Source organism: Pseudoalteromonas sp. SMS1, from assembly GCF_021530565.1.
GTDB lineage: Bacteria > Pseudomonadota > Gammaproteobacteria > Enterobacterales > Alteromonadaceae > Pseudoalteromonas.
On sequence record NZ_JAKGBI010000016.1, the window covers coordinates 60122 to 86292 of the forward strand.

A 26171-nucleotide genomic window follows, 5' to 3' on the forward strand; every position below is an offset into this window, starting at 1 on the left:
TGAAGGATAAAATGGCAGAGCATTATGGCTATGTATAAAACCGTAATCGAGTGTGTGACGAGATTCGTGCATATGACGGCATGGGTAGGCGGGGCGTTGAGTACTGGTGCTGCTTGGTCTAATACTTTTAACGCCAAGTTATCAGATGAACAGTCCGATCCGACAAAACTCGGTTTAATGGTTGGCTTTCCACCTCCAATCGATAAACGAGTAACACAGCCAGACTCTAACTTCTTTAGCTTTCCGAATCTGCGTTGGTCGGTATGTAATATGCGCGCTTTGCTACCTACCGCGCGTGTAGACAGACACCCTTTTAGTGCGACGCCTTTGCCATACAAATTGGTCGAAGGCATAGACCACGTAGAATTTACGCCTTTGAATAGTCAGGTTCGTTTGAATTGGCGTGAAAGTTTGGCAGCAAACTATACCGATGGCATTTTGGTCTTACACAAAAACAAAATTGTTTATGAACAGTACCGGGGCTGTCTCAATGAAAGAACCAACCATGCTGCTATGTCGATGACAAAGTCACTGACAGGGCTAGTGGCTGAAATCCTCGTCGCTCGTGGAGAGCTTGACGAACATGCTAGAGTTGATGTGCTCATTCCTGAATTACAGTCATCTGCTTTTGGTGATACAACGGTCAGACAAATTATGGATATGACTAGTGCACTGAAATACAGCGAAAACTATGCCGATCCAAACGCTGACATATGGAAATATAGTTATGCGGCAAATCCTCTGCCCAAGCCCAGTGAATATAAAGGGCCAGTTGGTTATTTCGAATATCTACAAACGGTGCAAAAAGGCGGGCAGCATGGACAAAAGTTTGGATATAAAACCGTCAATAGCGATGTGTTGGGGTGGATAGTTGCACGTGTCACTGGGAAAAAATTCAATCATTTATTAAGCGAACTCGTTTGGTCAAAGTTAGGAATGGAATATAGCGCAGATATCACAGTGGATGGTTTGGGTACGCCGTTTGCAGGAGGTGGGTTAAGTGCAACACTCAGAGACTTAGCTAGAGTCGGTATTGTGATGCTCAACAAGGGTAAGATAAATGGTGTTCAAGTGATCCCTGCGTCAGCAGTGTTAAGTATTCGTCAAGGGGGTGATAAAAGAGTATTCTCAGCGGCTGGTTTTAAGACCATGCCCAATGGAAGTTACCGTAGTATGTGGTGGCATTTCCACAATGAGCATGAGGCTTTTGCGGCAAGAGGCGTGCACGGGCAAACAATATACATTGACCCTAAAGCTGAGATGGTCATTGTCAGGCTCTCCTCACACCCAGTCGCGGCAAACTCTGCCATAGATCCGACCTCTTTACCTGCCTATCATGCATTGGCTAAATTTTTAATAGCGCAGTAATAGCTGTCTAAACCTCAAGCAATGACTTTGAAGCTGCGCTTGGATAAATGCAGACTTTGAACTGTTTGTTAAAGACAAGTAGGTGTTTGGCGTGATGATGTTCAGTTGATAACCCAAAGATTTTGAGTGCCTTGGCACAAGAAGTGGTTAAGCAAAGCTCTGGTTGATGATGTCAGTTTTTTTGTTTTGATATGTGCAATTACTGTGAGGCGGCATGATGGCTTATAGAACAGCAGTGACTGCAGGAGCAAAGCAAAAAACAGACTCAGTTTGCCCTCTAGACAGCGGTTTGGTCATTTGTTATTTGTTCTGATTTTGTGCACAATGTAGCCACTGTTTGATAACACTTACTTCAGTGACAACCAAGTGGTTCTGAAGGCGATTTTGGGGCAAGCAATTGTCACAATGAGTATTAAAAATAATAATGGAAGGTAACGAATCTCATGGCCATAATTGGAATTGACCTAGGGACGACGAATAGTGCTTGCTGTGTATGGCAAGACGATGAGCTTATTAAAGTCCCAAACGCGTTAGACTCTTACCTTACTCCCTCCGTAGTTGGAATCGACGAAGATCAAAATGTCATTGTCGGTCAAATTGCAAAAGAACGTCTTCTGACACACTCAGAAAAGACGGTGGCAGTATTTAAACGGTTAATGGGCAGTGAGCACGTGGTCAAGTTGGGCTCAAAGTCCTTTTCAGCACCCGAATTATCTGCGTTAGTAATTAAAAGCTTGATTAAAGATGCTGAAACGCTTCTTGAAGAAACGGTGACGGAAGCGGTGATCAGTGTGCCCGCCTATTTCAATGAAAATCAAAGAGCTGCTACCAAATTAGCGGGTGAGCTTGCAGGTATAAAAGTGCGCAGACTGATTAACGAGCCAACAGCAGCGGCAATGGCCTATGGCTTGAATAAACGTGACGAAGGGACGTTTCTAATCCTGGATATGGGTGGCGGCACGTTTGATGTTTCTATTCTGGAGTACTTTTCGGGCGTAATGGAAGTACACGCATGTTCTGGCGACAATTTTCTGGGTGGTGAAGATTTTGTCCAAGTAATGATTGATGATGTGTTAAATCAATTGAATGTCACAAAGTCCGAATTGACCAAGCAGGAGCACCATTTAATTTATCTGCAGATGGAGTCGCTTAAAAAACGCATAGACCAAATTGAAGAAGAGACTTTACAGCTTCAAATTAACAACAAGTATGTTGATTTTAAGGCAAGTAATCAATGGTTTATGAGCCTAATTAACCCTCTTTTATTACGTGTAAAAAAGCCTATTCAATCGGCTCTACAGGATGCTGATATGAGCCCTAGTGAAATCGACGAAGTCATTTTAGTAGGGGGAGCTACGCGACTTCGGCAGTTTCGAGTTGCGATTGCGAAGCTGTTTGGAAGGCTCCCATCATGTGATTTGGACCCCGACACTGTGGTGGGTATTGGCGCCGGTATTCAGGCTGGATTATTAGCTGAAAATCAAGCCTTACAGGATGTTGTTTTAACCGATGTTTGTCCTTACACATTAGGAACTGAAGTGTTGGATCAAAATTACAACCCCGGCGTATTTTTACCTGTGATCGAGCGTAATACTGTCGTCCCTGTCAGTATTGAAAAAAAGGTTTATACCGTCAACGATAATCAAAAGCAGATTCTGGTTAAGATATTTCAGGGTGAAAACAGACTGGTAGAAAAAAATGTCTGTCTTGGTTTTTTAAATGTGCCTGTGCCGAAAGCAAAAGCGGGAGAACATCCAATCACAGTAAGGTACAGCTACGATATGAGTGGACTCTTGGTGGTTGATATTACCATTGAAGCCACTGGCGCAAAATTCAACAAAATCATTGAGAATGCGCCGGGTGCATTGAGCGAAAAAGAAAAACAAAAAGTACTTTCGAAATTGGATAAAATTAAATTTCACCCACGGGATAATCAAAAAAATAAACAGTTGATAGCCAAAGCAGATAGACTGTATGAGTCATACTTAGGTGAAGCAAGAGAGCTGATTGCAATCTCAGTTACAAATTTTGAACGTGTTCTCGAAGAGCAAAATGAAATAGCAATTAAGAAAGCGCAAGTTAAATTTTCAAACTTTTTAGAAGCATTGGAAATAGAAGGACGTTTCTAATGTCTGTTTGGGATATTTTAAAAATACAAGAAACGAAGGATGTTAAAGCCATAAAAGCGGCTTACGCCAACCAGCTAAAAGTGTCTCGTCCAGATGCTCATCCGGAAGCGTTTCAAACCCTTCACTCGGCCTATAAAAGTGCGCTTAACTGGGCTAAAACAGCACCCGAAGCAAGCTCTGGGGTTAACATTTCGATAGAAACTAGTTCAATAGAAGACATATCCTCCGAGCAAGATGTCGTTGTAGAGGCTGCTAAGGATTCAGACACCTTCGATGAAATGGAACATGAAAGGCAAGCTGAATTAGACGAAATGCAAGTTGAATATCAACACCACATTGAAGAGATTACTAAAGTTTTTGATGATAAAGCAGCGAGAAATAACATCAGTGCATGGCAATTTTTACAACACTCTCAACTAGCTTTAGAGCCTCATTATAATACTCAGTTAGGCATGTTTGTTTTTGAGAATATTTTACAAATAAATCAGAAGTTTGAACAGCTGAGGCAAGAGGGAAAACGTTATAGTGGCGGTGGGGAAAACATTTCGAATGAAACTATTTTATATCTTGATAGCGTGTTCAATTGGCGCTCACAAGCTCATTCCTTGTATTATTTTTTCGCTGAGCAAGAGGTTTTAAAAATATTAAACCTGATTGAGGCGCACGAACATATTACAGACGCTAGTTATGCCATAAATTCGGTGCAAGGCGCCAAAGTAACTGAAAAAAAATCGCAAAGCATTAACCAAGCTGATGAATACATGATTGCAGTTGAGGTGATGGCGCGACTAAAAACCTTAACGTATCGGTCTTTCTGCGCCTGCCTTTTGATATCTGGCATACTTATTACAGAATTTCTTAACCAAGGCATTGAGGGTGGGGTGCAATTTTTACGCGTTTTTTTAGTGGTACTTCTCATTCAAGTGATAGGTGTATCAATACGCAACAAGTACATTATTTATTCGATGTGGCCGGTCTCAATTTTATTTATATTGTGTTTTCCCATTATGACACCCATCGGTATCACAATGTTTTTGTATCTGAAGAAAGTAAGGGTTTATTTCAAGTATGAGCAACGCTAGTAAATTTACGCGTTTTCTTTATTTATTCAGCCTAGCGGTGAATGTCAATTGGTAACCATTGCGTTTGTATGTGCCGTTTGCTTCGGGGTTGATTGTTGAATCATGCCTCTGCGATAGGCTCATAAAGTAACAATGAAAGCGTATTTGGTGAGCAATAAGCTTTACTTTTTGTCTCTCGATTTTAAAGATGGCTTGTAGTGTTTTACTCGCCGTTATTCCTCAATTTATTCGCACCCTTGTCTGATCAATAAGCACATGTCATGGCGATTGTTTCATACGATGGTCTTATAAAGATGCGTTTTAATATCACAAAACAAACTTTACATTAACCTTGATATAACATAAGTTTCAATTGCTTTTTATTTTAAGCACAATAATTACAAATAAAGGATATTTAACTTATGACATCATGTAAAGTAATCAAAACCTCGATGGCTGCGTGTGCACTGCTTGTTGCATCAAGTCATGCCAGTGTTCTAGAAAGTATGCATCAGAAAACCGAAATCGCTGAGGCCGTACCGTATCAGTTGGCATTAAGTTTAGACTACGCTATGGGTACGCTTCAAAGCGAGTTGGAGCAAACGATTCACCACCCAAACGCAAACTTCATCAAAGTTAACTTTGCTAAATTTTCATTGCCAAAAGGTGCGTATTTGCAGATCAGTGACTTAAACGAACACGAACTTTATCGTTATGATCATAATGACAGCGATGTCAATTCTGCAATGTCCATATCGGCTGATGCAGTCAAGCTCAAATTAGTCGTCGCCAACCCAAGTGCATGGCGTCCTCATCATGGTATTGAGATCGACCACTTTTTTGCTGGATACCCAGAGTCAGAAATAGCAGCAACAGCGCAGTCTCTTGCTGCGGATTTAATTGAACCAAAATCAACCTGTGGTATTAATGAACGAAGAGATGTGGCGTGCTGGGAGTCTACTCATCCAATTGAATTCGAACGGAGCCGTCCCGTCGCACGTTTACTGATTGGCGGACGAAGTCTATGTACAGCGTGGCGTGTTGGCTCGAGTAATCACATGTTTACGAACAATCACTGTTTTGACACAGCTGCTGAAGCTAAAAATGTAGAGGTTTGGTTTAATTATCAGCGTTCTGCTTGTGGGGTAGGGGAGCCGAATAGCACAGTTAAAGTCATGGGAGATCAGCTGCTTGCCACCGACTACAGCCTTGATTATACCTTATTTACAGTAAAAGAATTTGAAAAGATAAAGCAGTTCGGACACTTTGGCCTTGATGTGACATCGCAGGTGCAGGGTCAGCGTATTTTCATTCCTCAGCATGGTAGTGGTAACCCCAAAGAGCTGGCAATTGAAAGTGACCAAAATGCAACGGGTTATTGCCAGATCGATCAAACTGTGACAGCTGGACGCGGCAGCACAACAGACATGGGCTATAAGTGTGACACAATCGGTGGCTCGTCAGGTTCACCAGTTGTGTCAGCAGAGCATAACAATGTGGTCGCGCTGCATCATTATGGAAACAGCACACAGTGTACGTCAAAACTGAACCGAGGTACTCGAATTGAACTTATTTGGCCAAAAGTATCGTCGTACTTTGGCGGGGTTGTGCCAATAGGTGACACTGGTCATGGCGGTAATACGCCACCTGTTGCAAACATTCAGGTAAATTGTAACCAGCTCGCCTGCACATTTGATGCGAGCGGGTCAGTGGATACAGATGGAACAATTGTCGGAACTGCATGGCAATTTGGTGATGGTGGAACATCATCGCACATGCGTGTTGAACATTCCTATGCACAACCTGGCACCTATGAGGTGTCATTGGTTGTGACTGATAACGAAGGTGCAACTGGTACCGTGACTCAGTCGGTATCAGTGACTGATGGCACTGACAGAGCCCCAGTCGCGTTGTTCACTCATACAGTGAACAATTTAAAGGTGACCTTTACAGATACGTCAATCGATGACAATGGTGTCGATGGCTACGCTTGGGCATTTGGTGATGGCAATACCAGCCAATCGAAAAACCCAGTTCATACATACAGTGCTGCGGGCTCTTATAATGTGTCCCTCACCGTGACGGACACTGCTGGCCAGCAAGACACAATCACACATGCCGTTGTTGTCAATGCTGACAGCGGTTGCAGTGTTGGTAATTGGGACAGTCAAAAGGTCTACCTAAAAGGCGACCAAGCGTCTCAAAACGGCAGTATTTATGAGGCAAAATGGTGGACCAGAGGGGATTCTCCAGCAGACAACTCTACACAGTGGGCTGTTTGGAAATGGGTAAAAGCCTGTAACTAAGTGCGTAAGATTTAGTGCTTGCCTACATTGTGCATCAAGGCTTGTGGTGCACAATGAAGGCATATTAAACGTGCTTTTAACGCACGCTTGTTGATTAGCTGCCGAATTGGATCCGGACACCTGCATTGACAGTAAATCCGTCATTGCGAGACCAAATATCGGTAGTCCAACGACCACTTGGTGCTTGAGTTGGTAACACTAATGAGTGCTCTTTGGTTTGACGTACATTGAGCAGATTTTCTGCATTCAAGAACCAACTAACATTGCCAAGCGTGATTTGACCTAACAATCCAAGGTGCCAGTATGGATCACTCTTTTCTCTGTACGGGTTATTCTCGAGGTGCTGAGTACCTGTGTAGTATGCTTCAAATCCAACTAAGTGGCTCCCGTGCTCTTCCCACATGATCACGGCACCCGCTGAGTGTCTTGGTGTAAGTGGCAGGGGGGCTCGAGTTAGCCCTATTGAGTTTGCTTTTGTTGCATCGGTATACAGATAACTGGCAGTAAATTTGATGTCATGCCAGCGGTAGCGAAGCAGAAGTTCGGCTCCGCGGATCTCACTTTCACCCGGCGCATTCACGATACGCACTTGTGTGTTTGACTGCGCGTTGTCTATTGCTTCTAATTCGGTCACATTTTCAATATCTGAGGCAAATAATGTGACACTGGTTTCAACTTTGTCAAAAGTGTAGCTAATGTCCACAGACGCTGTTGATGCGCGTTCTTCTTCAAGGTTATCCAGTGGCGCCAGTCGAGATAAGCCGGTATCGTCGATATCTTCTATGAACGGTGTCGGCGCATAAAAGCCCTGGCCATATGAGCCGCGAATAGTCCAGTTATTTGGGTTGTAGAGCATGGACACTCGTGGACTTATTTGTGTGCCGTACTCACTGTGCCAATCAGCACGGGCACTCAGTGACAGTGAAATATCGTCCGTTATGTCATAATCAAGTTGTGAAAATAAACCAGGGACATCATAAGTGTAGTTAAAGTCTGAATATTCATCAGAATCAAAAGAGTCTGATTGATATGCAACCCCAACTAACCATGCTGTTGCCTCTGTATATCCAGATAAACTTGATTCAATTAGGTAACTATCGTGGGCATCATTTTCAAATACCGAGCCATATTGATGTTGGTGTTCTTGGTGCATGACGGAGCCGCGCACATTGAGGTTCAGGACCTCACTCAATGGCTGTTCAAAAATAAACCCGCTATCTAATCTCACGGTGTCTTGCGCTTGAACATATGGGTTTCCATCGGGCATTACCGCACCTTCCAAAGTACCACCTGTGCGCTGTTCCGTCATTGCACCAAGTGTCATGTAAAGATGTTCACCGTTATCACCAGACCAATACAAACGAGGACGCATGGTTGCTCTGTTGTAGGCTGCCATATCTATCCAGCCATCGTTATCAATATCTTGTTCTTTTTGATGATGTCCCCCTGCGGTGATTGATCCGCTGAGAGAGTCAGAGAGAGGTGCAGCAGCGTATGCCGTAATGTCTTGTCCGCTTTTTGAGGTGGCATTGAGTAACACCTCACCTTCAAATTCATCATTCGGTGTGCGAGATATTAGGTTGATTACGCCACCCAGTGCTGAGCCTCCATACAGAGAAGAGGCCGAGCCTTTAATTATTTCGACATTAGCCAGATCTGTAGGGGGGATTTGTAGCAAACCGATGGAAGCAGTCTGGCCACCATACAAGGGGAGACCATCGCTCAGCAACTGAGTGTAACGACCATATAGACCTTGTAATTTTATATTGGCACTGCCCAAAGCAGGGGATGTATTTTGTACTCTCACACCGCCTGTTTCGGCCACCAACATTGAAATATTACCTGGGCGCATGAGTGCTTTTTCTTGAACCTCTTCAGCATTGATCACTTCTGTGCGTGTCGCTGATTCCGTGACTATTCTTCCTAATCTTGACGCGGTAACTTGGATTTTCTCAATTTTACCTTCTTTGTCATGTTCATCGTGATGGTGGTGTTCTTCGTGGCCGACGGCATAAGTAGTACATGGTAACAACATCATAGATATTGCTAACTTAGAGTATTGATTAAGCATTTTTACCTCAAACATGCTAAAAACTGCGCGCAAATCGCGCGAATTAATGTGTAAATTTTTAACGTGTACGAATTTTGGGCGCACTAACCCTTAAGCGGTAAAAATAGGGGGTCGATATAAGGCGTCTGACAAAGTATTTGGGTGGCCAATTTCTCTAATGGAGACGTTTTCACTCGCCATGTTTAGAGCTGCTTGGCGGTTATTTGCGTGTAAAAAAGCAAATGAAATACAAGCGTTTGAGGGACAAATACACTCTGATTCACAACAGTCAACTTCGCAGCAGTCATCTTGACTCACCGCATGCGAGGGCTGCTCTGCAACGGCAGACGATTGTATTTGGGCAGAAGCCAGATGTGAGTTTGTTGTCTGCTCAAGTGCAGGCATTAAATGATATGCAGCCGATTGCCCAATGAAGGTAACCAACATTGTTAGGACAATTAACAGGTTTGTTAGGGGCTTATGCATATCGCTCTCATCATAAAATCGCGCTTACTCTACGATATTTTGTGCTCTATGTGAATAATTATCTGGTGCATTGATTCGGTTTCTCTATGGGAGGTCTTTACTGAAGCGTTTTATGTTTGACATATGTATCGATGCCAATTGGACAGTCAGATTATATGATATATTTTGCAACAATGTGGTTGAGTCCGAGTGGCTCAAAGAACGATTGCGACGAATAAGGGAATCTTTATGCGATTTGTCTTGTCATTACTTATGTTTTTATCTTTTCCAATGTATGCCGATACCATAAGCCAATTTACTTCGGATGGTTGCAGTGTTTTCCCTGATGGTACGCTTGAACAAAAAAACCTATGGCTGTCTTGCTGCTCAGCCCATGATTATGCTTATTGGAAGGGGGGAACTTATCAAGCGCGGTTGCAAGCAGACCTAGACCTCAAGTCCTGTGTTGAAAAAGTCGGGGAAGCGCATATTGCCAAGTTAATGTTAGCAGGTGTACGAGTCGGTGGGAGTCCTTACTTTCCCACTACGTTTAGGTGGGGTTATGGGTGGCCATACCCACGATTTTATGGACCTTTATCGCAATCTGAACTAGAGCAAATTGCTCAATTTGAAAATAGTGCCAAAAAATAGCAGCATGGCGCTGCTAAAAGGTATCGCATAAAGAGAATGCAAAAAGCACAAGCCTATTTTGCAGGCAATCGCTTTCAGTTAACGCACTTAATGTGGATTGAGGATAATGCGATGAGTGACAAAGTTGTGCTTTGGTCACTAATTACACCAAGCACAACAATGTCTTAGCTTAAAATGCAGAGGCGTTCAAACCGTGTCTATAATGGTGCGTAGTTAACGACATATCCAGACAGTCTAGTGAAGCCGTATGGACCGTTTAGTGCCTCGTCAGATACTCTTGGAATGGTACAATTTAAGTGTGCCGAGACGGCATCTCCTCGAGAGGCATAGCTGTTTTGGTAGTGTAGTAGGCGTGTTTCATAGTCGTCAGCGGGTCTCATTGTGAGTCTAGAAAAGCCTTCGAATACGCCGGATGTTTTCGAAAGTTTCACAGCAGGGTTTGCCATCCCTCTGATCTCTAAAGTACATGCAGCCGAGGCACTTGGATCTTTACTGGCCAAGTTAAAATAGGCATCGACGGACTCTATCGTGATGTTTTGCGCTAGGTTGATAGGGCAATATACAGAGATATTTTGATTGGTCGTGTTTTCAATGCTTGAAGATGACATATGTCGATATTTAAGCGTCACCTCTGCGGGCGTAACCGATCTTTGTACGCATTCTGTCGCGTTATAAGAAATTGACTTTGCGGCTACATTTGCGCTCATCCCCATGGCAAGACTGGCTAATACTATTTTAGTTTTCATAATGTCCCTTTGTATTTATAAAAGCAGTTGGAGTATAATTTGTTTTGCATTAATTATGTGTATGCCTCTGTTTTTTATTAAATTATTAATATTTTATTAGGTGGTTTTTGAATAGGGAACGTTAAATTATGAAGCGGTCATACCCGCAGGCATTTTTATCTGTTGTCTAAATAAAGCAGCGAATTTAATCGCTGTGCCACAGCGTGATGAAAGAAACGAAATAAGAGAGGATAGAGATGGTTTCGGGAACTCAGGGGTATGAAAAGGTCGTTGATGCATTTGCGACTGCCAGTTTCAATTTAAAATTTGAAGAAATTAACCAGGACTTTTTGAGCCTTTTACCGACGCGCCCCGCACGAGTCTTGGACGCGGGTTCTGGTGTAGGTCAGAATGCAGCCGCGCTCGCGCAATTAGGGTATGACGTTGTCGCAGTGGAACCGCTCCAGCTTTTTTTATCAAAAGCGGTTTCGCAATACCCGAGTCTAAAAGTGCAATGGTTAAATGATAGTTTGCCTGAGTTGGCAAACGTATCCGTAAAAGAAGGAAGTTTTGACTTTGTTTTACTCGATGGTGTTTGGCATCACCTCAACCTGTGTGAGCGTAGGCGGTGTATTGAACGACTTGCGTCCTTGATGTCTGAGGGGGCAATATGTGCGATTTCGCTCAGACATGGTCCGGCAGGGGCTGGTACGCATGTGTACCCCACTCGCAGCTCCGAGCTGCTAGATTATGCGAACGAGTTTGGCTTCGTCGTTGTACTAAACCTTGAGAATCAACCAAGTAAAATGCCAAATAAAGCACAGGTTACCTGGTCGCGAGTTGCACTTAAAAAACGTTAAATCCTAGTTGGTTAGACTCAGTTGAGCGCCAGCTAGCTGCCCAAAACTGGCGAATGAAGCTTCACTCGACATTGATAATACCACGCGATGATGGCGCCGAGCATAAAGCTCAGAGCATGAGCTGGCTTTGGGTAACCCGCTGTTTTTAAATCTAAATATAGCGCAGGTAAAATTGCGAATAAAGCCGCGCCTAACAGGTCGTATTTAGTTTTACGGTGCGTCATTAAAAAAATCACACTAAATCCCGCGTACGCCAAAGCTGCTTGTGAAGCGCCCGTGCCGGTATTCCAAGGTACAGAGCCAAAAGCAGTGGTAAAAGCGGTTCCAAATCCTCCGGCTACTAGCCAAATCGAGAGCATATATTTATACCCGACTTGTCGTTCCAGTATGATTCCAAGTATTAAGATGGACAGTACGTTGTATAGCATGTGCTTTTGATGTACATGGATAAGTTGGGCGGTAAAGAATCGCCAGAGCTCCATGCTTTTTAGGCTTTGCCACGTGATACCGCCATAGTCTGCGAGGTATATTATTCTCGACTTACCAAGTAGCGTTCCGGTAATTTGCAGGGCAACAAGCATTGAAACACAAAGTGTTACGGCACATAAGAAAAAAGTAAAAAAGGGGATGTGTTGTTTGTTCATTTATAATCATCCTTGGAGCTCCAATTTATCGTGATTTTTATTGAACGAACATGAACAGACTATGATTACCCATGTGAATTTACATTTGGTGAGGGTGAACGGGGTTTACAGTGTTAGTGGCCTTATCGGTAAAGCATCACATTAATATTGGGGTTTACCATAACGCGGACACCATAAGGGATCGTGGTCTCCCCATCGTACCGATGGCTAAAACACTTGGCCGGAGCAAACTGAAGGTATTCACCGGTATTGTCTTTTTTTCTCAATACACCGTCGCAGTCCATGAGAAACATTGAAAAAATGGTTACATTATTGGCAGTATTAACAAGTTCAATTCTGACATCCCCATCGTATTGAAAAACTTGAATTACTAGCTTAATACCTTCTTTTTCAACCTCATAAAGATGCCATATCCCGTTACATTCGACTTGTGGTATCACTTCAAGGACCGTTAATACGTCGGTTTCATTCCACACTAACATCTTGCGTCTCCCATTGTGCGCTCATTGTTTTTTCGCACCTTTGAGCTTGTTTGCAATAGGGCATTGCTCAGGTGTTCGCTTTTCTCTGCAATCTAGGTTTGGCATGTCTGTTTTTGAACTCGCCCTCGTAAACTTGCTAAATACCAGCTTGAATCAAGGTTACCTTATACTTTTACTGGTTTGTTAAGCAATGGAATGAGCGATAAAACTTGGAAAAGTGAGGTTTAGCGATGTGAGCTATCCAGTACATCCATGCAATTAAGCTTTGAGACGTAAATCACACCTTGTGCATCACCATATTTCCATCCACCATCTTCATAACGCAGAAAACCCACATCCGAGTGAGCCAAAGTCTGCCATGTTTTCATGAGTTTAAGGAAAGCGCTGAGTTCGAACATATCTTTATTGATATCCTGAGGTGAAAAAGAGATTTCCACATCAATTTGGCCATCATCTAAAGCATATAAAAACACTTGAATATGGCTGATATAGATTGATGTATCTTTACAGATTATCTGAGCATATTGGGTCGGTTTCAGAGTAATTAGGTGCGTGAGTCGCGTTGAAAAACCAGTGTTGTCTTCCAAGGAACTCAAGCAAGACAATGACCTGAAGTGCTTTTCAAACCAACCTACCAGAACCATAGCTTGTTCTATGTTAGCTGCAATGAGATTGAAATCCCTAAAGCTACCATCTTGGTCAAATAGGGCTTCAACAATACTGTCTGTACTTTTAAGCATAATTGTTCAACTTTGCACACCTAGGGGAGGATTTTATTGCGACTTTTTGGCTTAATCATAACCACTCAAAAGCACCATAGAAATATCTATAATATTGAATTTATACCATATTAAAATTATTGGTATAGTTTGTTTTTAATCACGGGAAGTACTTCTGCGATGTCGTTATCGAGTTGGCTTAGGACATCTTCAAAGCCAAACTTTGGGTGCCATTCAAGTTGTGTTTGTGCAGCTGAAGAGTCATAGACTCTATCTAATCTTTTAGGCAAACACCAGTTACGTTCTTTAAAGGCTGCTGCTATATTGGGGCACTTGTGTGTGAGGAGTGCTTCTGCTGAGTTGTACAATTTCTCGGTGTCCGATGGGTTAAACGGTGTGACGCCAGAAATAATAAAGCGGTTAAACCCTTGTAAACATTTTTCAATTGCACATTGATGGGCGAAGGCAACATCTCTGGCATCTACACCGCGCGTTAGCCTGTAGACTGCCATCAAGTCAGCCGGTTCAGGAAAACATCGAGACATTTGAAGGACAGTGACAGGTAAATTATGGTGACTTGAAATGGATTGTAGTTTACGCTCCGCTAGGATTTTACTTCGATGATAAACCGTCTTGGGCTTTGGCACGGTTTGTTCATTCACCCAGCCAGCGGTGCCATTTGGTGTAGAGGCGTGGCCATATAAGGCCGTGGTGCTAGTGAAAATAAATTGTTTAATGCCAACTTCAATCCCTAAAAGCGCCAGTTGTTCGGTTGCATCAACATTGATTTCATTAAAGGTTTGCTCATTATGCAAACTCACATGAGGTGCATGAAGTGCCGCTGTATGGACGATGACATCTACCCCATTTAAGGCGTGACGCACGAGTGCTTTGTCTCGAATATCTCCAACAAAATCGGCAGTTGAACAGGGCGTTGTGTCTAAGCCAATAACGTGATGAGAATGCATCAATTTTATGTAAATAGCACGCCCTACACGACCTGCGGAGCCTGTCACTAAGACCTTCATCTCTGTACCTTTTTATCTTGTTTATCCAACGCGCCAAAATAGTGGCTCTATTTGGTTAGAATTGAGCATGTTAAAGATAAAAAATGAGATGCCAAGTACTTTGTTGATAATGGAGTCAATTGGCCGATATAGATATCGCAGAGACCAGCAATATATTAGGGTATATCGCTGGTGTAGTGGCAGTTACTTGGCTATGCCAAGCGTTGTGACAATGGTATCTAAATACTTAGGCGGTAGGTTTTTAAATTCCCAAATAAATAACCCACCGATATCATTGCGAACGACTGCATTTAAGAACACGTTTAGATTGTCATCGTTAAGGCCTGCTGGAGTCAGTGCTAATATCACTTTGGATTTGTCTCCAGTGATTTCGATGGTTTGTTTAATCGCCTTGTCTACGTATTGATTAATATCTTGCATAGACCACATCTCAGCGCCATAACACATTAAACAAAAACGGTCGCAGCAGTTGGCTGCGACGATTTCTTTAACTTGCTGTACGCCGCTCCCTAGATTGACGTAGTCAGCACCCGCTAAAAAAGTATAACTAGATTGAATACTGTGTGATTTTAGTTGTGTCATGGCTGTTATGATATTAGATGTGTTCATGTAGCACTCATCGTCAAAATCTACGCCGTGCCACTGATTATTTACACTCGCATTGACAATATCAGCGATGCCATTTTTAAGCGGGTACCCAGATGGAGAGCAACCTCCGCCGCCATATGCCCACATTAAATCACACTGAGTAAAGTTGGGTTTATGATTTGGACTTTTGTTTCCTGGATTTGTCAGTGTCTCTAAGGATGTGATCATGCCATAGATAGCATATGAAAAAGAGCTTGGAGGGGGAACATCCCAGAATTGAGACCAGCCACCGATCATTTTTGGTTCCATGTATTTCTCCGTATTAGTTGGATAAGTTGTTACATCAAAAAGTGCCTACTTCACTTTGATGAGTCACGGCATTTAATGCGCGATCAGCCTAAAGAGCTCATCCATTTACCGATATAAGCCAAAGCGCAGTTCTCCAACACTAAATTAGAATCCTGTTGTGGCTAACGCCATTACACACCATTACACGCGAGTTTTGTCAATACGAATGACCTTATCTCGCAAAAGTTGTCACTGCGGCGGCAGCCCAAATTCTATGCAGCTATGGCAAGGGGAGAAGAATGCACTTGCATTGACCAGAGATAAGATAATTTGAACTACACCGTGTCCGAACCTGATGGCCTTGCATGATAACCATGTTTTTTATCAGTGACACCGTACACTTTCTTGTAAAGGTATCAGGATAATAAGTTCAACATGGTGGCAATCTGTTCATTTTGGTTGGGTTTTCTCCAAACTAAGAAAGTAATCAAAGGTAATGAAAGGGGAAAAAATGAACACTTTGTAAATAATTGTGAAAATTAGAACGTTCTATTGTGTTTATTTTGTGTTTCATTTGTTTTCATCATGTTTTATTTATGTTTTTTATCATGCTGAGTCAGAATCGATGATGATGACTGAACTGTCGATAACTTAACTTTTTGACTTTATTAATATATATTAATCAGCAACTTAAATGAGGACATATGTCCCCTTTATGGTACTTTAATTCTATCTGGTGTTAAATAAAATCCAAGACAATTGTTGCTATTTAATGTCTTATCTTTAATTCATTTTTAATAAAAAGTTCATAATAGAGTATTATATTCGCCTCCCATTTTCTTATGGGAATGTTTGTACCCTTAATAAAACCAAATTAACTCTCAAATGATAAAACAGAGTAGTAAACACACGGGAAAAATATGAACTCTAATAATAAGCATCGCACAAAGCTGCGATACTTGAGACGTTGTATCGCCATGGGGCTGTGCTCAAGTATCGTTGCTGGGCATGCCACTGCGAACGTTATCTTTACTGAATACGTGGAAGGCAGTAGTAACAATAAAGCGTTAGAAATAACCAACTTTGGCAACAGCAGTATTGACTTAAGCACCGTTAGCATTGCATTGACTGCAAATGGAAAAAAACTGGATGAAGTCACACCACTGACCTTGTCGGGCACATTGGCTGCTGGCGGTAGCTATGTATTGTATAACGGCGGTGCGAGTGATGAGCTTAAAGCACTGGGTGATGTGGCGAGTACCGCGACATACTTCAATGGAGACGACGCGCTGACACTTTTAGTCAATGGCGTGATCGTGGACAGCATTGGTCAAGTGGGTACCGATCCTGGCAGTAGTTGGGGTTCTGGCGATACCAGTACGAAAGACAAAACGCTACGTCGTAAAATTGGCATCGAAAATGGCGATACCGTTATTGATGACGCCTTTGACCCTGCGAATGAGTGGGTTGGCTTCGCAAAAAACACCTTCGACGGCCTAGGGTGTTCAGGTGTCGCTGCCTGTGGTGGCAGTGGTAATATTCCATCTGAAATCAGCGGTTCGCCTAAAACCATTGTGAATGCCACTGACAGCTATGCGTTTACACCGAGTGTCACCAATTTAGATAATGATACACTGGTATTTGCCATCGAGAACAAACCAAGCTGGGCAAGTTTTGATACGGCAACGGGAATGTTGGCTGGCACACCTGTAGCCACAGACATTGGTAAGTATGACAACATTGTTATAACGGTGAATGATGGCACAGTCACCAACGCTTTAAACGGGTTTTCTATAACCGTAAGAGCGGCAGGCACGAATGATGCGCCGGTGATTTCTGGTACCCCAAATACTTCGGTACAAGCCACTCGAAATTATATCTTCACACCCATCGCGAATGATGTTGAGAATGACGACTTAGTATTCTCCATTACCAACAAGCCTAACTGGACGACTTTCGATACGGCCACGGGTAAGCTTTCAGGTGCGCCGACTGAATCTGATGTCGGTAACAACGACAACATCGTAATTTCGGTATCTGATGGTGTAAATGCTCCCGTAAGTTTGCCTGCATTTTCGATTACCGTGACAGACAAGCCAGGTAGTAATTACGACTACAACACATACTATGCCTCGGCGATTGGCAAAGTAGGGAGCGAGCTAGAAAATGCATTGTCTCAGATAGCGAGGCAAGGTCAGCAAAGAATGACTTACTCGCAAGTGTGGGACGCATTAAAATATACCGACGAAGATCCCAATAACCCAAGTAATGTATTGCTGTTTTATACTGGTCGAAGTCAGGATAAAAACACCAATGGTGGTGGAACAACCGATTGGAACCGCGAGCATAGTTGGCCAAAATCGCATGGCTTCCCGAGCGAGGGCCAATACGGTTACACCGATATTCACCATTTGAGACCAACTGATGTAAAAGTTAACTCAACACGCAGTAGCAAAGACTATGATGACGGTGGTAACCCGGTTGATAACGCCCCTGGGAACTTTACCGACAGCGATTCATTTGAGCCAAGAGATGCAGTGAAAGGCGATACTGCCCGTATGATGTTCTACATGGCAGTGCGCTATGATGGCACGGACGGTGGCATGCCAGATCTTGAACTTGTGAACAACATCAGCGCAAGTAGCTCACCTACGTTAGGTGTGTTATGTAATCTCATGGATTGGCATCGTGAAGATACCATTGATCAGTTAGAGCTTGATAGACACCAACGCATCGTGGAACAACAGGGTAACCGTAACCCATTTGTCGATAACCCTGAATTTGCAGAGATTTTATTCGGCGATACCTGTCCAAAATTAGGCGATGTAGCGCCAGTCATCGGTGGCCAACCAGAACTTGTCGTTGGCGCTGGTAGGGCGTATAGCTTTACCCCAACTGCGTCAGATCAGAATAAAGATGACTTAACTTTCTCTGTCGTGAATAAACCATCGTGGGCGACTTTTGATACACAAACAGGTCGTTTATCTGGTATCCCTGCGGTTGCTGATATTGCAGTTTATGAGAATATTCAAATCTCAGTGACAGATGGTACCTCGACAGTGTCGTTGCCGAGCTTCAACATTGAAGTCGTCGATCCGAGCACGATTAAGAACCCGCCGACAATAACGGGGACACCTAGCACGAGCGCAGTCGTCGACATTGCCTATAGCTTTAAGCCTCAAGCAAATGATGTAGACAATGACTCGCTGACTTTCTCCATCACGAATAAGCCAACTTGGGCATCATTCAATACGCAAAACGGCGAATTGTCTGGTACACCATCAAAGAGTGATATCGGTATCACGAGCAATATTGTGATTGGGGTGACTGACGGGAATACGGAGGTCGTCAACTTACCTGAGTTTTCAATCCAAGTTAGTGAAAAGGTTGAAGCAAGCAAAGTTATTTTCACCGAGTATATCGAGGGAAGTAGCAGCAACAAAGCCGTAGAAATTACCAACTTTACTGGTGCAACGCTCGATCTTAGCCGTGTGACAATCACACTTGCAGATAACGGCAAGCCGCTGACGACGGATGGTTTAAGAACACAAACACTGTCTGGTGAATTAAAGCATGGCGAAACACACGTTATTGCGAATAGTAGTGCAAACGACGAAATTAAAAGTCGCCAAGACAGTACCAGCACCATAACCTACTTCAATGGGGACGATGCATTGGTTCTGACGGTTGATGGTCAAATCGCAGATGTATTTGGTCAGGTCGGAACTGATCCAGGCAGTGCTTGGGGAAGTGGCGATACATCAACTAAAGATAAAACACTTCGCCGTAAAGAGGGGATCACTTCTGGCGATACAATTTTAGATGATGCATTTGATCCAAGTGTGGAGTGGGAAGGCTTTGAGAAGAATACCGCAGATGGCCTTGGTTGTAGCGGTGTTGCAGCCTGTGGCTCTGATGGTGGGACAACTCCGCCGCAAGTTGAAATTGGTGTCTGTAATGATCCTGCAACACGCATTAGTGTGATTCAGGGGAATGGTCAGTCTAGTCCGCTAGTTGAACAGTCCGTGGTAATAGAAGGTGTGGTTGTTGCGTCATTCCAAGACGCGGGACAGCATGGTGGGTTCTTCGTTCAAGAAGAAGATCAACATGCGGACCGTGACAACACTACTTCAGAAGGTATTTTCGTCGCCGACACAAACACTAAAGTAAAAGTGGGTGAACAAGTTAGGGTGCTAGGTAAAGTTGCGGAAAAGTATGACCTCACTCAAATCAATACAGTGGCAGGTACATTGTCGTGTGCGACTGATGTCTTAACACAAGTCACACCAACTGAGGTAAATCTACCTTTTGCAAAAGACTTTGACCAAGAGTCTTTAGAAGGTATGTGGGTTTCAATGCCACAAAAGTTACATGTAACGCTTAGCCACAACTTTACAAAGTATGGTGAAATTTACTTGTCACAAGGCATGAGAATGCAGCCTACTAACAAGTACCCTAAAGATGACCCTCGCCGAGCTGAGCTAGCTGAGCTTAATGTCAGAAATGTTTTACTTGTTGATGATAACTCGACACAAAGTAACCCTGAGGACATCAGTTACTACCCTGGTTTTAGTGCCGAAATGCCACTACGTTCTGGTGATCAGGTCTCGAATATGTCGGGTGTTATTCACTATACTTACGGTAATTACAAGCTAATTCCTACTAGCTTACCGAAGTTTGAAAAGTCTAACCCTCGTCGTACTAAGCCACCAGTTCGCCAGTCTGAGCAACATATTCGAGTTGCGAGCTTCAACGTACTAAACTACTTCGTTGACTTCAACGGACGCGGTGCAAACAATGAGAAAGAGTTTAACCGCCAACGTAGCAAAGTGATCCGCGCAATATTGGCATCAGATGCTGATGTAGTGGGTCTGATGGAAATCGAAAACAATGGCTATGGTGATAGCAGTGCGATTAAGAACCTGATTGATGGATTAAATGCACTGGACGACGTGCATGATTGGGCGTTCATCAATCCTCAATTAGAACAAGTGGGCACCGATGCTGTTACAGTTGGTATCATTTATCGTGCAAACCGTGTACTCCCTGTAGGGGCTGCGCAGGTAATTACCGACGCGCCATTTGATGAAGCTACGCGTGCCCATAGGCCGCCAATGCTTCAATCATTTAAACCTATCAATGGTGGCAAAGAAGTACGTATGGTGGTTAACCACTTCCGATCCAAAGGTGGCTCGTGTGGTGCAGACATGGACGATGCCGTAGAAGGTGCGTGTAATGGTCAACGTTTACTGGCTGCCAAAACGGTCATTGCGGAACTGACTAAAGCAAACCAAAACGCTGATGCACCCGTTTATGCAATATTAGGTGACTTTAATGCATACGCCTATGAAGCACCCATGTTGGAGTTTTACAACGCAGGTTTTGCGAATGTCAGTCTTGAAAAAGCTGTTGGCGACAATTATTCATACTACTACAGTGGGGTGGCAGGCAGCTTAGACCATATGCTTACTGCTAGCAGCAGTATGGGCAGTGTCGTACAGACCATGCACTGGCACATAAATGCGGATGAAGCAGCCGGTTTAGACTACAACACAGAAGGCAAATCTGAAGCGCAACAAGCGAAATGGTTCTCCGATTCTCCATACCGCTCATCGGACCATGATCCTGTGATCGCCGATTTTGATTTGGAAGCGATTGTGATCCCTGATAACAAAGCGCCGGTTGCAAATGATGACCAAGCAGATGCGGTACAAGGCGAAGCAGTAGTTATCGATGTGTTGGCAAACGATACTGACGCTGATGCAAATTCGCTTTCAATCACTGCAGCAGCGCTTGTATCAGGTGAGGGAGAAGTAAGTTTCACAGATTCGCAAGTGCGCTTTACACCCAACTCAGATTTTGTTGGTGTGGCAACGATTAGCTACACGATTGCGGATGGAAATGGTGGGACGGCTAATGCAAACATTGTTGTCAATGTAGCTGCAAAGAACCTTGCCCCAATAGCAATCGATGATTCAGCAAATGTGCTAGAAGATCAGAGCGTGACGATTCCAGTCTTAAGTAACGATACTGATGAAAATGTTGCAAGCCTAAAAGTGACATCGGCAACCCTAACGGCAGGTCGCGGTCAAGTGACATATTCAGACTCTGCAGTAACCTATACACCAGCTGAAAATTATAACGGTGCTTCACTAATCACTTATGTAATTAGTGACGAACAGGGCCTGACAGACACCGCACTCGTTTCTGTGTTGGTTGCGCCTCAAAATGATGCGCCGACAGTCGTTAACGACTCCGTTAGTGTATCTGCAAAAGTAACCGCTGAAATTGACGTACTTGCAAATGATAGTGACATTGACGGTGATTCACTACAAATAACATCGGCTTCAGCAGATGTTGGTAATGTTGTCACCGATGGTAATACGCTTCTGTATAAAGCACCCGCTGTGAATTCAGGTCACGCGACAATCAATTACGAAATTAGTGATGGTAATGCGACTTCACAAGGTACGGTGAGTGTTCAGATAAGCACTGCAAACCTAGCGCCTGTGGCCAAAGATGACTTTGTTCAATTAGATGTTAACCAATCATCTGCGACCATTGCCGTATTAGACAATGACAGTGACCCAGATGGTGATAAGTTATCACTGGTTGCTGTAAGTACTGATGCTGGTAATGCTGTAATTGACGAAAATCAGATTGTATTTAGTACCAACGATACATTTAATGGTGTGGCGCAGGTTCGCTATGCAATTTCAGATGGCTTCGGCGGGCGTGCCGAGGCGGTGTTAGAAGTCCGTCAGGAACAACCTTCAGCTCCAGTGATCACTGTACCCGCAGATTTGACGGTAAACGCAACTGGCCAGCTTACTAAAGTTGACTTGGGCGTGGCGACTGCAGTTGATAGCAGTGGCGAACCAGTTGCTGTCGAGCTTGTAGGTAGTAACTTCTTGCCGTCTGGTGCGAATAAGGTGCTTTGGCAGGCCTGTAGTGCAGAAGATGTTTGCGCAAAAGCCGTGCAATCAGTCAATGTACGTCCCATGCTGAGTATCCCTTCTCCAAGCCAGCTTGTTGTTGAAGGGCAAACAACGACAGTACCTGTCGTGTTAAGCGGAGAGCATTTCGCATATCCGGTGGACATTGCTTTTACTGTGTCTGGTTCGGCAAGCGAAGAGGACTATGTCATTGCGTCAGGGCAATTGACACTTGAATCAGGCACGCGTGGCGAAATCACGGTTGAAACATTGCTAGATGAAGTGAATGATTCAGACGAAACGTTAGTGATTGAGCTAGACACCACCGGCTTAAATGCGGGTGCGGAACAACGCCATGAAATCACAATCGTTGAGTCTAACGTGGCGCCAGTACTTATGCTAAGTATGAAGCAACAAGACGAAGTGCGTTCTATTATGGTGTCTGAGCATGGTCTTATTACGATCACTGCTGATGTGTTAGACCAAAATGGTGCAGATACCCACGTTATTGAATGGACTGCACAGGATGGGTTAACTAACGAAAGCAACGACTCAACGGTATTTAGCATCAACGCTGCAACGCTTTCAGCTGGCGTTTATCAAGTTAGTGCAACGGCCACCGACAATGGCGGCTTATTTGATACGCAAGGTGTGGTATTTAAGGTTATTTCAACGCAACCTACTTTAGATGAAAACACAGACTCAGATGGTGATTTGCTTAACGATGCATTAGAAGGCTTTGGTGATGATGATGCCGATGGTATCCCTAATTACTTAGACCCAATTGATGTGCAATGTAATGTATTGCCATCAAGTGGTAATGATTGGAATTCAGGCCTGATTGAAGTTGAAGCCGGTGTGTGTATGTCATTGGGTAGCCTAGGGCTTAGCAGTGATAAACATGCGGCGTCACTCAGTGCTTCTGATGCAGTGAATACTGGGTTAGTGACCGCTGATGAAGGTATTGACAATCGAGGGGGCATTTTTGACTTTGTCGTTAATACGCCAAAGGGCGTAGATAGCGTTAAAGTTGTATTGCCACAGCAAGCTGCGATACCTGCCAATGCACAATATCGTAAGTATTTACCAAACCAAGGTTGGGTTACATTCTCAGCGCAAAATGGCAATGCAATCTATTCTGCCATGGGTCAAGCTGGCTACTGTCCAAGTATCAATGATGCGAGTTGGCAGGAAGGCCTTATTGAAGGTGCTTGGTGTGTAAGACTGACACTCGTTGATGGCGGTGAATACGACGCAGATGGCGTTAAAAATGGCAAAATTGTTGACCCAGGCGGTGTGGGTGTGACGCAAAGCGACAACAAAGCGCCGATTGCGATTGACGATACTTTAGAGGTTGTGCGCAACGAATCAGTGACACTTGACGTACTTGCTAACGATTCGGATGCCGATGGCGATGTGCTCTACGTGATCAATGCGGTTGCAGGACGTGGTTCTGTGAGCATCAATACTGACTCTACGCTAGCGTATCAAAGTGCCCAAGACTATGTCGGTGGTGATACGATGCAGTACACTATTAGTGATGGTAAAGGCGCGACAAGCACTGCGACTGTGCGAATTAACGTAGTGGCAAAAGCACAAGTGCAAAACCAACCACCTGTCACTGTGGACGATATTGCAGATGTGTTTAACGACGCCTCAGTCACAGTAGAAGTTACGAGTAATGACTCGGATCCTGAAGGGGGTAGGTTGACAATTATCAGTGCAACGGCTGGATCAGGTGAAGTAACGTTTAACGATAGCGCGATTACCTTTAAGCCTGCTGCAAAAAGTGAAGGCAAAGTAGCCATTCATTATGTCGTGGTTGATGAGCAAAATGCACAAGCTACAGGTACATTGTATGTGACGGTGAAGGTACGTCCTGAAGATGTTCAAGGCGAAGCTGAAACACTTAAGTTCTCTAGTGGTTCGATGCCTTTATACATGTTACTACTGGTTATTCCTGCACTCTTACGTCGCAGAAAATAACCATTCGGTAAAATCAAAAACCCCTGTCGCCTTAGGCGACAGGGGTTTTTTGTTAGAGTAAGGCGAAGAAAACGGCCAAGCTACCAAACACTGTTACGTATAGATTTTTGAACCTTAAAGCCAGCAAAATAGCAACCACCGCCCCTAGAATATATGGGTTACCCACGTCGCTGACCAATTCCCCGTTAGGCATAAACACGATAGGCACCCATATAGCCGTTAATACGCAGGGGGCACTGAAGCTTAAAAAGCGCAAAAACTTGGGACCTACGGTAAAAGGTAAGTGCTTTATCAAAAATAAATACCGTGTTGCAAACGTCACACAAGCTAGTGCAAAAATCGTGGTAATCATGGTGTGTCCTCTCTCGTGTGTAGAATATACCCCGTGGTCATGCCAAGCAGTGCCGCTGCGACTAATCCAAATTCAAAACCGATTGTTTTGAAATACAGCATGCTCAGGGCAGAGACAATACAAGCCATTAGCGTGGATACATTGGCAATACCAGGTACGACGAGGGCGATAAAAATAGCGGCAATCGCAAAGTCTAACCCGAAATTTGTCAAATCGGGCAAAAACTGACCGGCGAAAATACCGAGTAAGGTCCAAACATTCCATGCAAAATAAAAACTGGCTCCTGCAACCAATGCGTATACCAAGCGCAATTTACCTTGATAGGCACGGTGGTGATGTGAAAAAGCAAACAGCTCATCAGTTAAAAAAAAGGCAATCGATCCACGCCATTTCAGTGGTTTGTCGATCATTTTATTGCGAATTGTTAAGCCGTATAGCAAATGACGGGCGCTGATGATAAAGGTTGTAATAAGCAATGTGATAAAGGGGGCATCTTTAGCCATCAATTCTATGGCGACAAGCTGTGCTGAGCCGGCAAAAACGAGCAGAGACATTAACTGCGCTTCCAACACAGAGAAACCATTTTGAATGGCGAGTGAACCACACAAAATGCCCCATGGCAACACTGCTAGATTGAGGGGCAGCATGTCCAGAAGCCCTTTTTTGATTGCAATTTTCATGGTGTTAGCAAGCCTGTTTGTATTGATTGGGGGTGATCCCCATATTCTTTTTGAAGTGTCGACTAAAGTGGCTGTGATCATAGAAACCGACGGAATTTGCCACGTGTGAAATAGTGTCACCACGGCGCAGTAAGGTTTTTGCATGGTTTAAACGATGCTGAATTTGAAATGCATGGGGCGTTAGCCCTGTTTGCGCTTTAAAAGCGCGAACGAAGTGAAAATGGCTCATATGGATCAGTGATGCAAGTTCGTTTAGGGTGACTTCATCAAATAAGTGGTCAAGCAAATAGGTTTTTGCTAGTTCGATGCGACATTTCATCGATGTTTGATCATTTGAGCGCACTCGCTCGCCCGTTTTTGCACAGAGGTTTGATAAAAACTCGACTAGTTGAGTTTGCTTTTCTAATTGGCCAGCCGGTGATTCCAATGTATTAAACAAGCGGTGTAATTGTGACGCCAATATTTGGTCATATACTACAGCATCCGAAAAATAGGGGGCACGATTTGTGGTATTGTCCATCAAACGATTGAAAAGTTCGGGTGTGGGGTACATTGAACGGTACGAGGAGATACCCTCGCAGGCTTTTCTACAATCATGAACTTGTTCGGCATTAATCAATATTAAACTGTTTTTCCCTGCCAAATGCTGAGCGCCAGAGCGGAAAAAACGTTGTGCGCCACAATCGACCAGTGCCAACGTATAACCGCTGTGGTTATGGCGGCCAAAATCGGTTTTTTTATCAATATTATGAAGTACTTCCAAACCACCTAAATCGTGATGAAAGCTGAATTTTGAGTGCTGCATAGACTTCCCCCTTACTTAAATCAGCTTAACGCAACTCAGTAATAAGTGC

At 43.7% G+C, this 26171-nt stretch carries 19 protein-coding genes; 8 read left to right on the plus strand and 11 right to left on the minus strand.

Annotated features, from left to right (window positions below):
* Nucleotides 1-24 precede the first annotated feature (24 nt).
* The 4 genes from L1286_RS16860 (at nt 25) to L1286_RS16875 (ending at nt 6864) form a co-directional block, all read left to right on the plus strand.
* Entirely contained in the window at nt 25-1368 is a 1344-nt protein-coding gene (locus L1286_RS16860) for a serine hydrolase domain-containing protein (protein ID WP_235408213.1), read from the plus strand.
* Between the two features lie 443 nt (nt 1369-1811).
* Nucleotides 1812-3497 carry a molecular chaperone HscC gene (locus L1286_RS16865; protein ID WP_235408214.1) on the plus strand — a complete coding sequence of 562 codons (1686 nt, stop codon included), beginning with the start codon at nt 1812-1814 and terminating at the stop codon, nt 3495-3497.
* Entirely contained in the window at nt 3497-4579 is a 1083-nt protein-coding gene (locus tag L1286_RS16870) for a hypothetical protein (protein ID WP_235408215.1), read from the plus strand. The genes L1286_RS16865 and L1286_RS16870 overlap by 1 nt, the downstream gene beginning before the upstream one ends.
* Before the next feature lie 401 nt (nt 4580-4980).
* Nucleotides 4981-6864, plus strand: a complete 1884-nt coding sequence (locus L1286_RS16875) for a PKD domain-containing protein (protein WP_235408216.1) — start codon at nt 4981-4983, stop codon at nt 6862-6864.
* 94 nt (nt 6865-6958) lie between these two features.
* Here the strand turns inward: L1286_RS16875 and L1286_RS16880 are convergent, their stop codons facing one another.
* Nucleotides 6959-8935 (minus strand): TonB-dependent receptor plug domain-containing protein, encoded by a 1977-nt coding sequence (locus L1286_RS16880; protein ID WP_235408217.1) that lies wholly within the window; start codon nt 8933-8935, stop codon nt 6959-6961.
* A gap of 90 nt (nt 8936-9025) precedes the next feature.
* Nucleotides 9026-9400 carry a hypothetical protein gene (locus L1286_RS16885; RefSeq protein ID WP_235408218.1) on the minus strand — a complete coding sequence of 125 codons (375 nt, stop codon included), beginning with the start codon at nt 9398-9400 and terminating at the stop codon, nt 9026-9028.
* Nucleotides 9401-9628: 228 nt separating this feature from the next.
* On the opposite strand from L1286_RS16885, the gene L1286_RS16890 reads away from it, so the two are divergent.
* Both L1286_RS16890 and L1286_RS24155 read left to right on the plus strand, forming a co-directional pair.
* Complete coding sequence (locus L1286_RS16890; protein ID WP_235408219.1) at nt 9629-10030, plus strand: hypothetical protein; 402 nt, start codon at nt 9629-9631, stop codon at nt 10028-10030.
* 36 nt (nt 10031-10066) lie between these two features.
* A complete protein-coding gene (locus tag L1286_RS24155) occupies nt 10067-10198 on the plus strand; it encodes a hypothetical protein (protein WP_268832517.1) in 132 nt (43 codons plus the stop codon).
* 29 nt (nt 10199-10227) lie between these two features.
* On the opposite strand, the gene L1286_RS16895 is transcribed toward L1286_RS24155, so the two are convergent.
* Nucleotides 10228-10776 (minus strand): hypothetical protein, encoded by a 549-nt coding sequence (locus L1286_RS16895; RefSeq protein ID WP_235408220.1) that lies wholly within the window; start codon nt 10774-10776, stop codon nt 10228-10230.
* A 236-nt stretch (nt 10777-11012) separates the two neighbouring features.
* Here L1286_RS16895 and L1286_RS16900 point away from each other — a divergent pair, with 236 nt between their 5' ends.
* A complete protein-coding gene (locus L1286_RS16900) occupies nt 11013-11615 on the plus strand; it encodes a class I SAM-dependent methyltransferase (RefSeq protein ID WP_235408221.1) in 603 nt (200 codons plus the stop codon).
* Between the two features lie 32 nt (nt 11616-11647).
* Here the strand turns inward: L1286_RS16900 and L1286_RS16905 are convergent, their stop codons facing one another.
* From L1286_RS16905 to L1286_RS16925, 5 genes are all read right to left on the minus strand, one after another.
* The gene (locus tag L1286_RS16905; RefSeq protein ID WP_235408222.1) at nt 11648-12259 is read right to left on the minus strand and encodes a rhomboid family intramembrane serine protease; all 612 of its coding nucleotides are present in this window, start codon (nt 12257-12259) and stop codon (nt 11648-11650) included.
* A 122-nt stretch (nt 12260-12381) separates the two neighbouring features.
* Nucleotides 12382-12741 carry a Ypar14, super integron cassette gene (locus tag L1286_RS16910; protein ID WP_235408223.1) on the minus strand — a complete coding sequence of 120 codons (360 nt, stop codon included), beginning with the start codon at nt 12739-12741 and terminating at the stop codon, nt 12382-12384.
* Between the two features lie 224 nt (nt 12742-12965).
* Nucleotides 12966-13481 (minus strand): hypothetical protein, encoded by a 516-nt coding sequence (locus tag L1286_RS16915; protein ID WP_235408224.1) that lies wholly within the window; start codon nt 13479-13481, stop codon nt 12966-12968.
* 116 nt (nt 13482-13597) lie between these two features.
* Nucleotides 13598-14488: an NAD-dependent epimerase/dehydratase family protein gene (locus L1286_RS16920; protein ID WP_235408225.1), complete on the minus strand. Its 891-nt coding sequence runs from the start codon at nt 14486-14488 to the stop codon at nt 13598-13600.
* 183 nt (nt 14489-14671) lie between these two features.
* A complete protein-coding gene (locus L1286_RS16925; RefSeq protein ID WP_235408226.1) occupies nt 14672-15385 on the minus strand; it encodes a hypothetical protein in 714 nt (237 codons plus the stop codon).
* 899 nt (nt 15386-16284) lie between these two features.
* Here L1286_RS16925 and L1286_RS16930 point away from each other — a divergent pair.
* Complete coding sequence (locus tag L1286_RS16930; protein ID WP_235408227.1) at nt 16285-24285, plus strand: ExeM/NucH family extracellular endonuclease; 8001 nt, start codon at nt 16285-16287, stop codon at nt 24283-24285.
* 52 nt (nt 24286-24337) lie between these two features.
* On the opposite strand, the gene L1286_RS16935 is transcribed toward L1286_RS16930, so the two are convergent.
* The 3 genes from L1286_RS16935 to L1286_RS16945 are packed head-to-tail and all read right to left on the minus strand — an operon-like array spanning nt 24338 to nt 26122.
* On the minus strand, nt 24338-24637 hold the full coding sequence (locus tag L1286_RS16935; RefSeq protein ID WP_235408228.1) for an AzlD domain-containing protein: 300 nt from the start codon (nt 24635-24637) through the stop codon (nt 24338-24340).
* On the minus strand, nt 24634-25317 hold the full coding sequence (locus L1286_RS16940; RefSeq protein WP_235408229.1) for an AzlC family ABC transporter permease: 684 nt from the start codon (nt 25315-25317) through the stop codon (nt 24634-24636). The genes L1286_RS16935 and L1286_RS16940 overlap by 4 nt, the downstream gene beginning before the upstream one ends.
* Before the next feature lie 4 nt (nt 25318-25321).
* Nucleotides 25322-26122 carry an AraC family transcriptional regulator gene (locus L1286_RS16945; RefSeq protein ID WP_235408230.1) on the minus strand — a complete coding sequence of 267 codons (801 nt, stop codon included), beginning with the start codon at nt 26120-26122 and terminating at the stop codon, nt 25322-25324.
* Nucleotides 26123-26171: the final 49 nt, after the last annotated feature.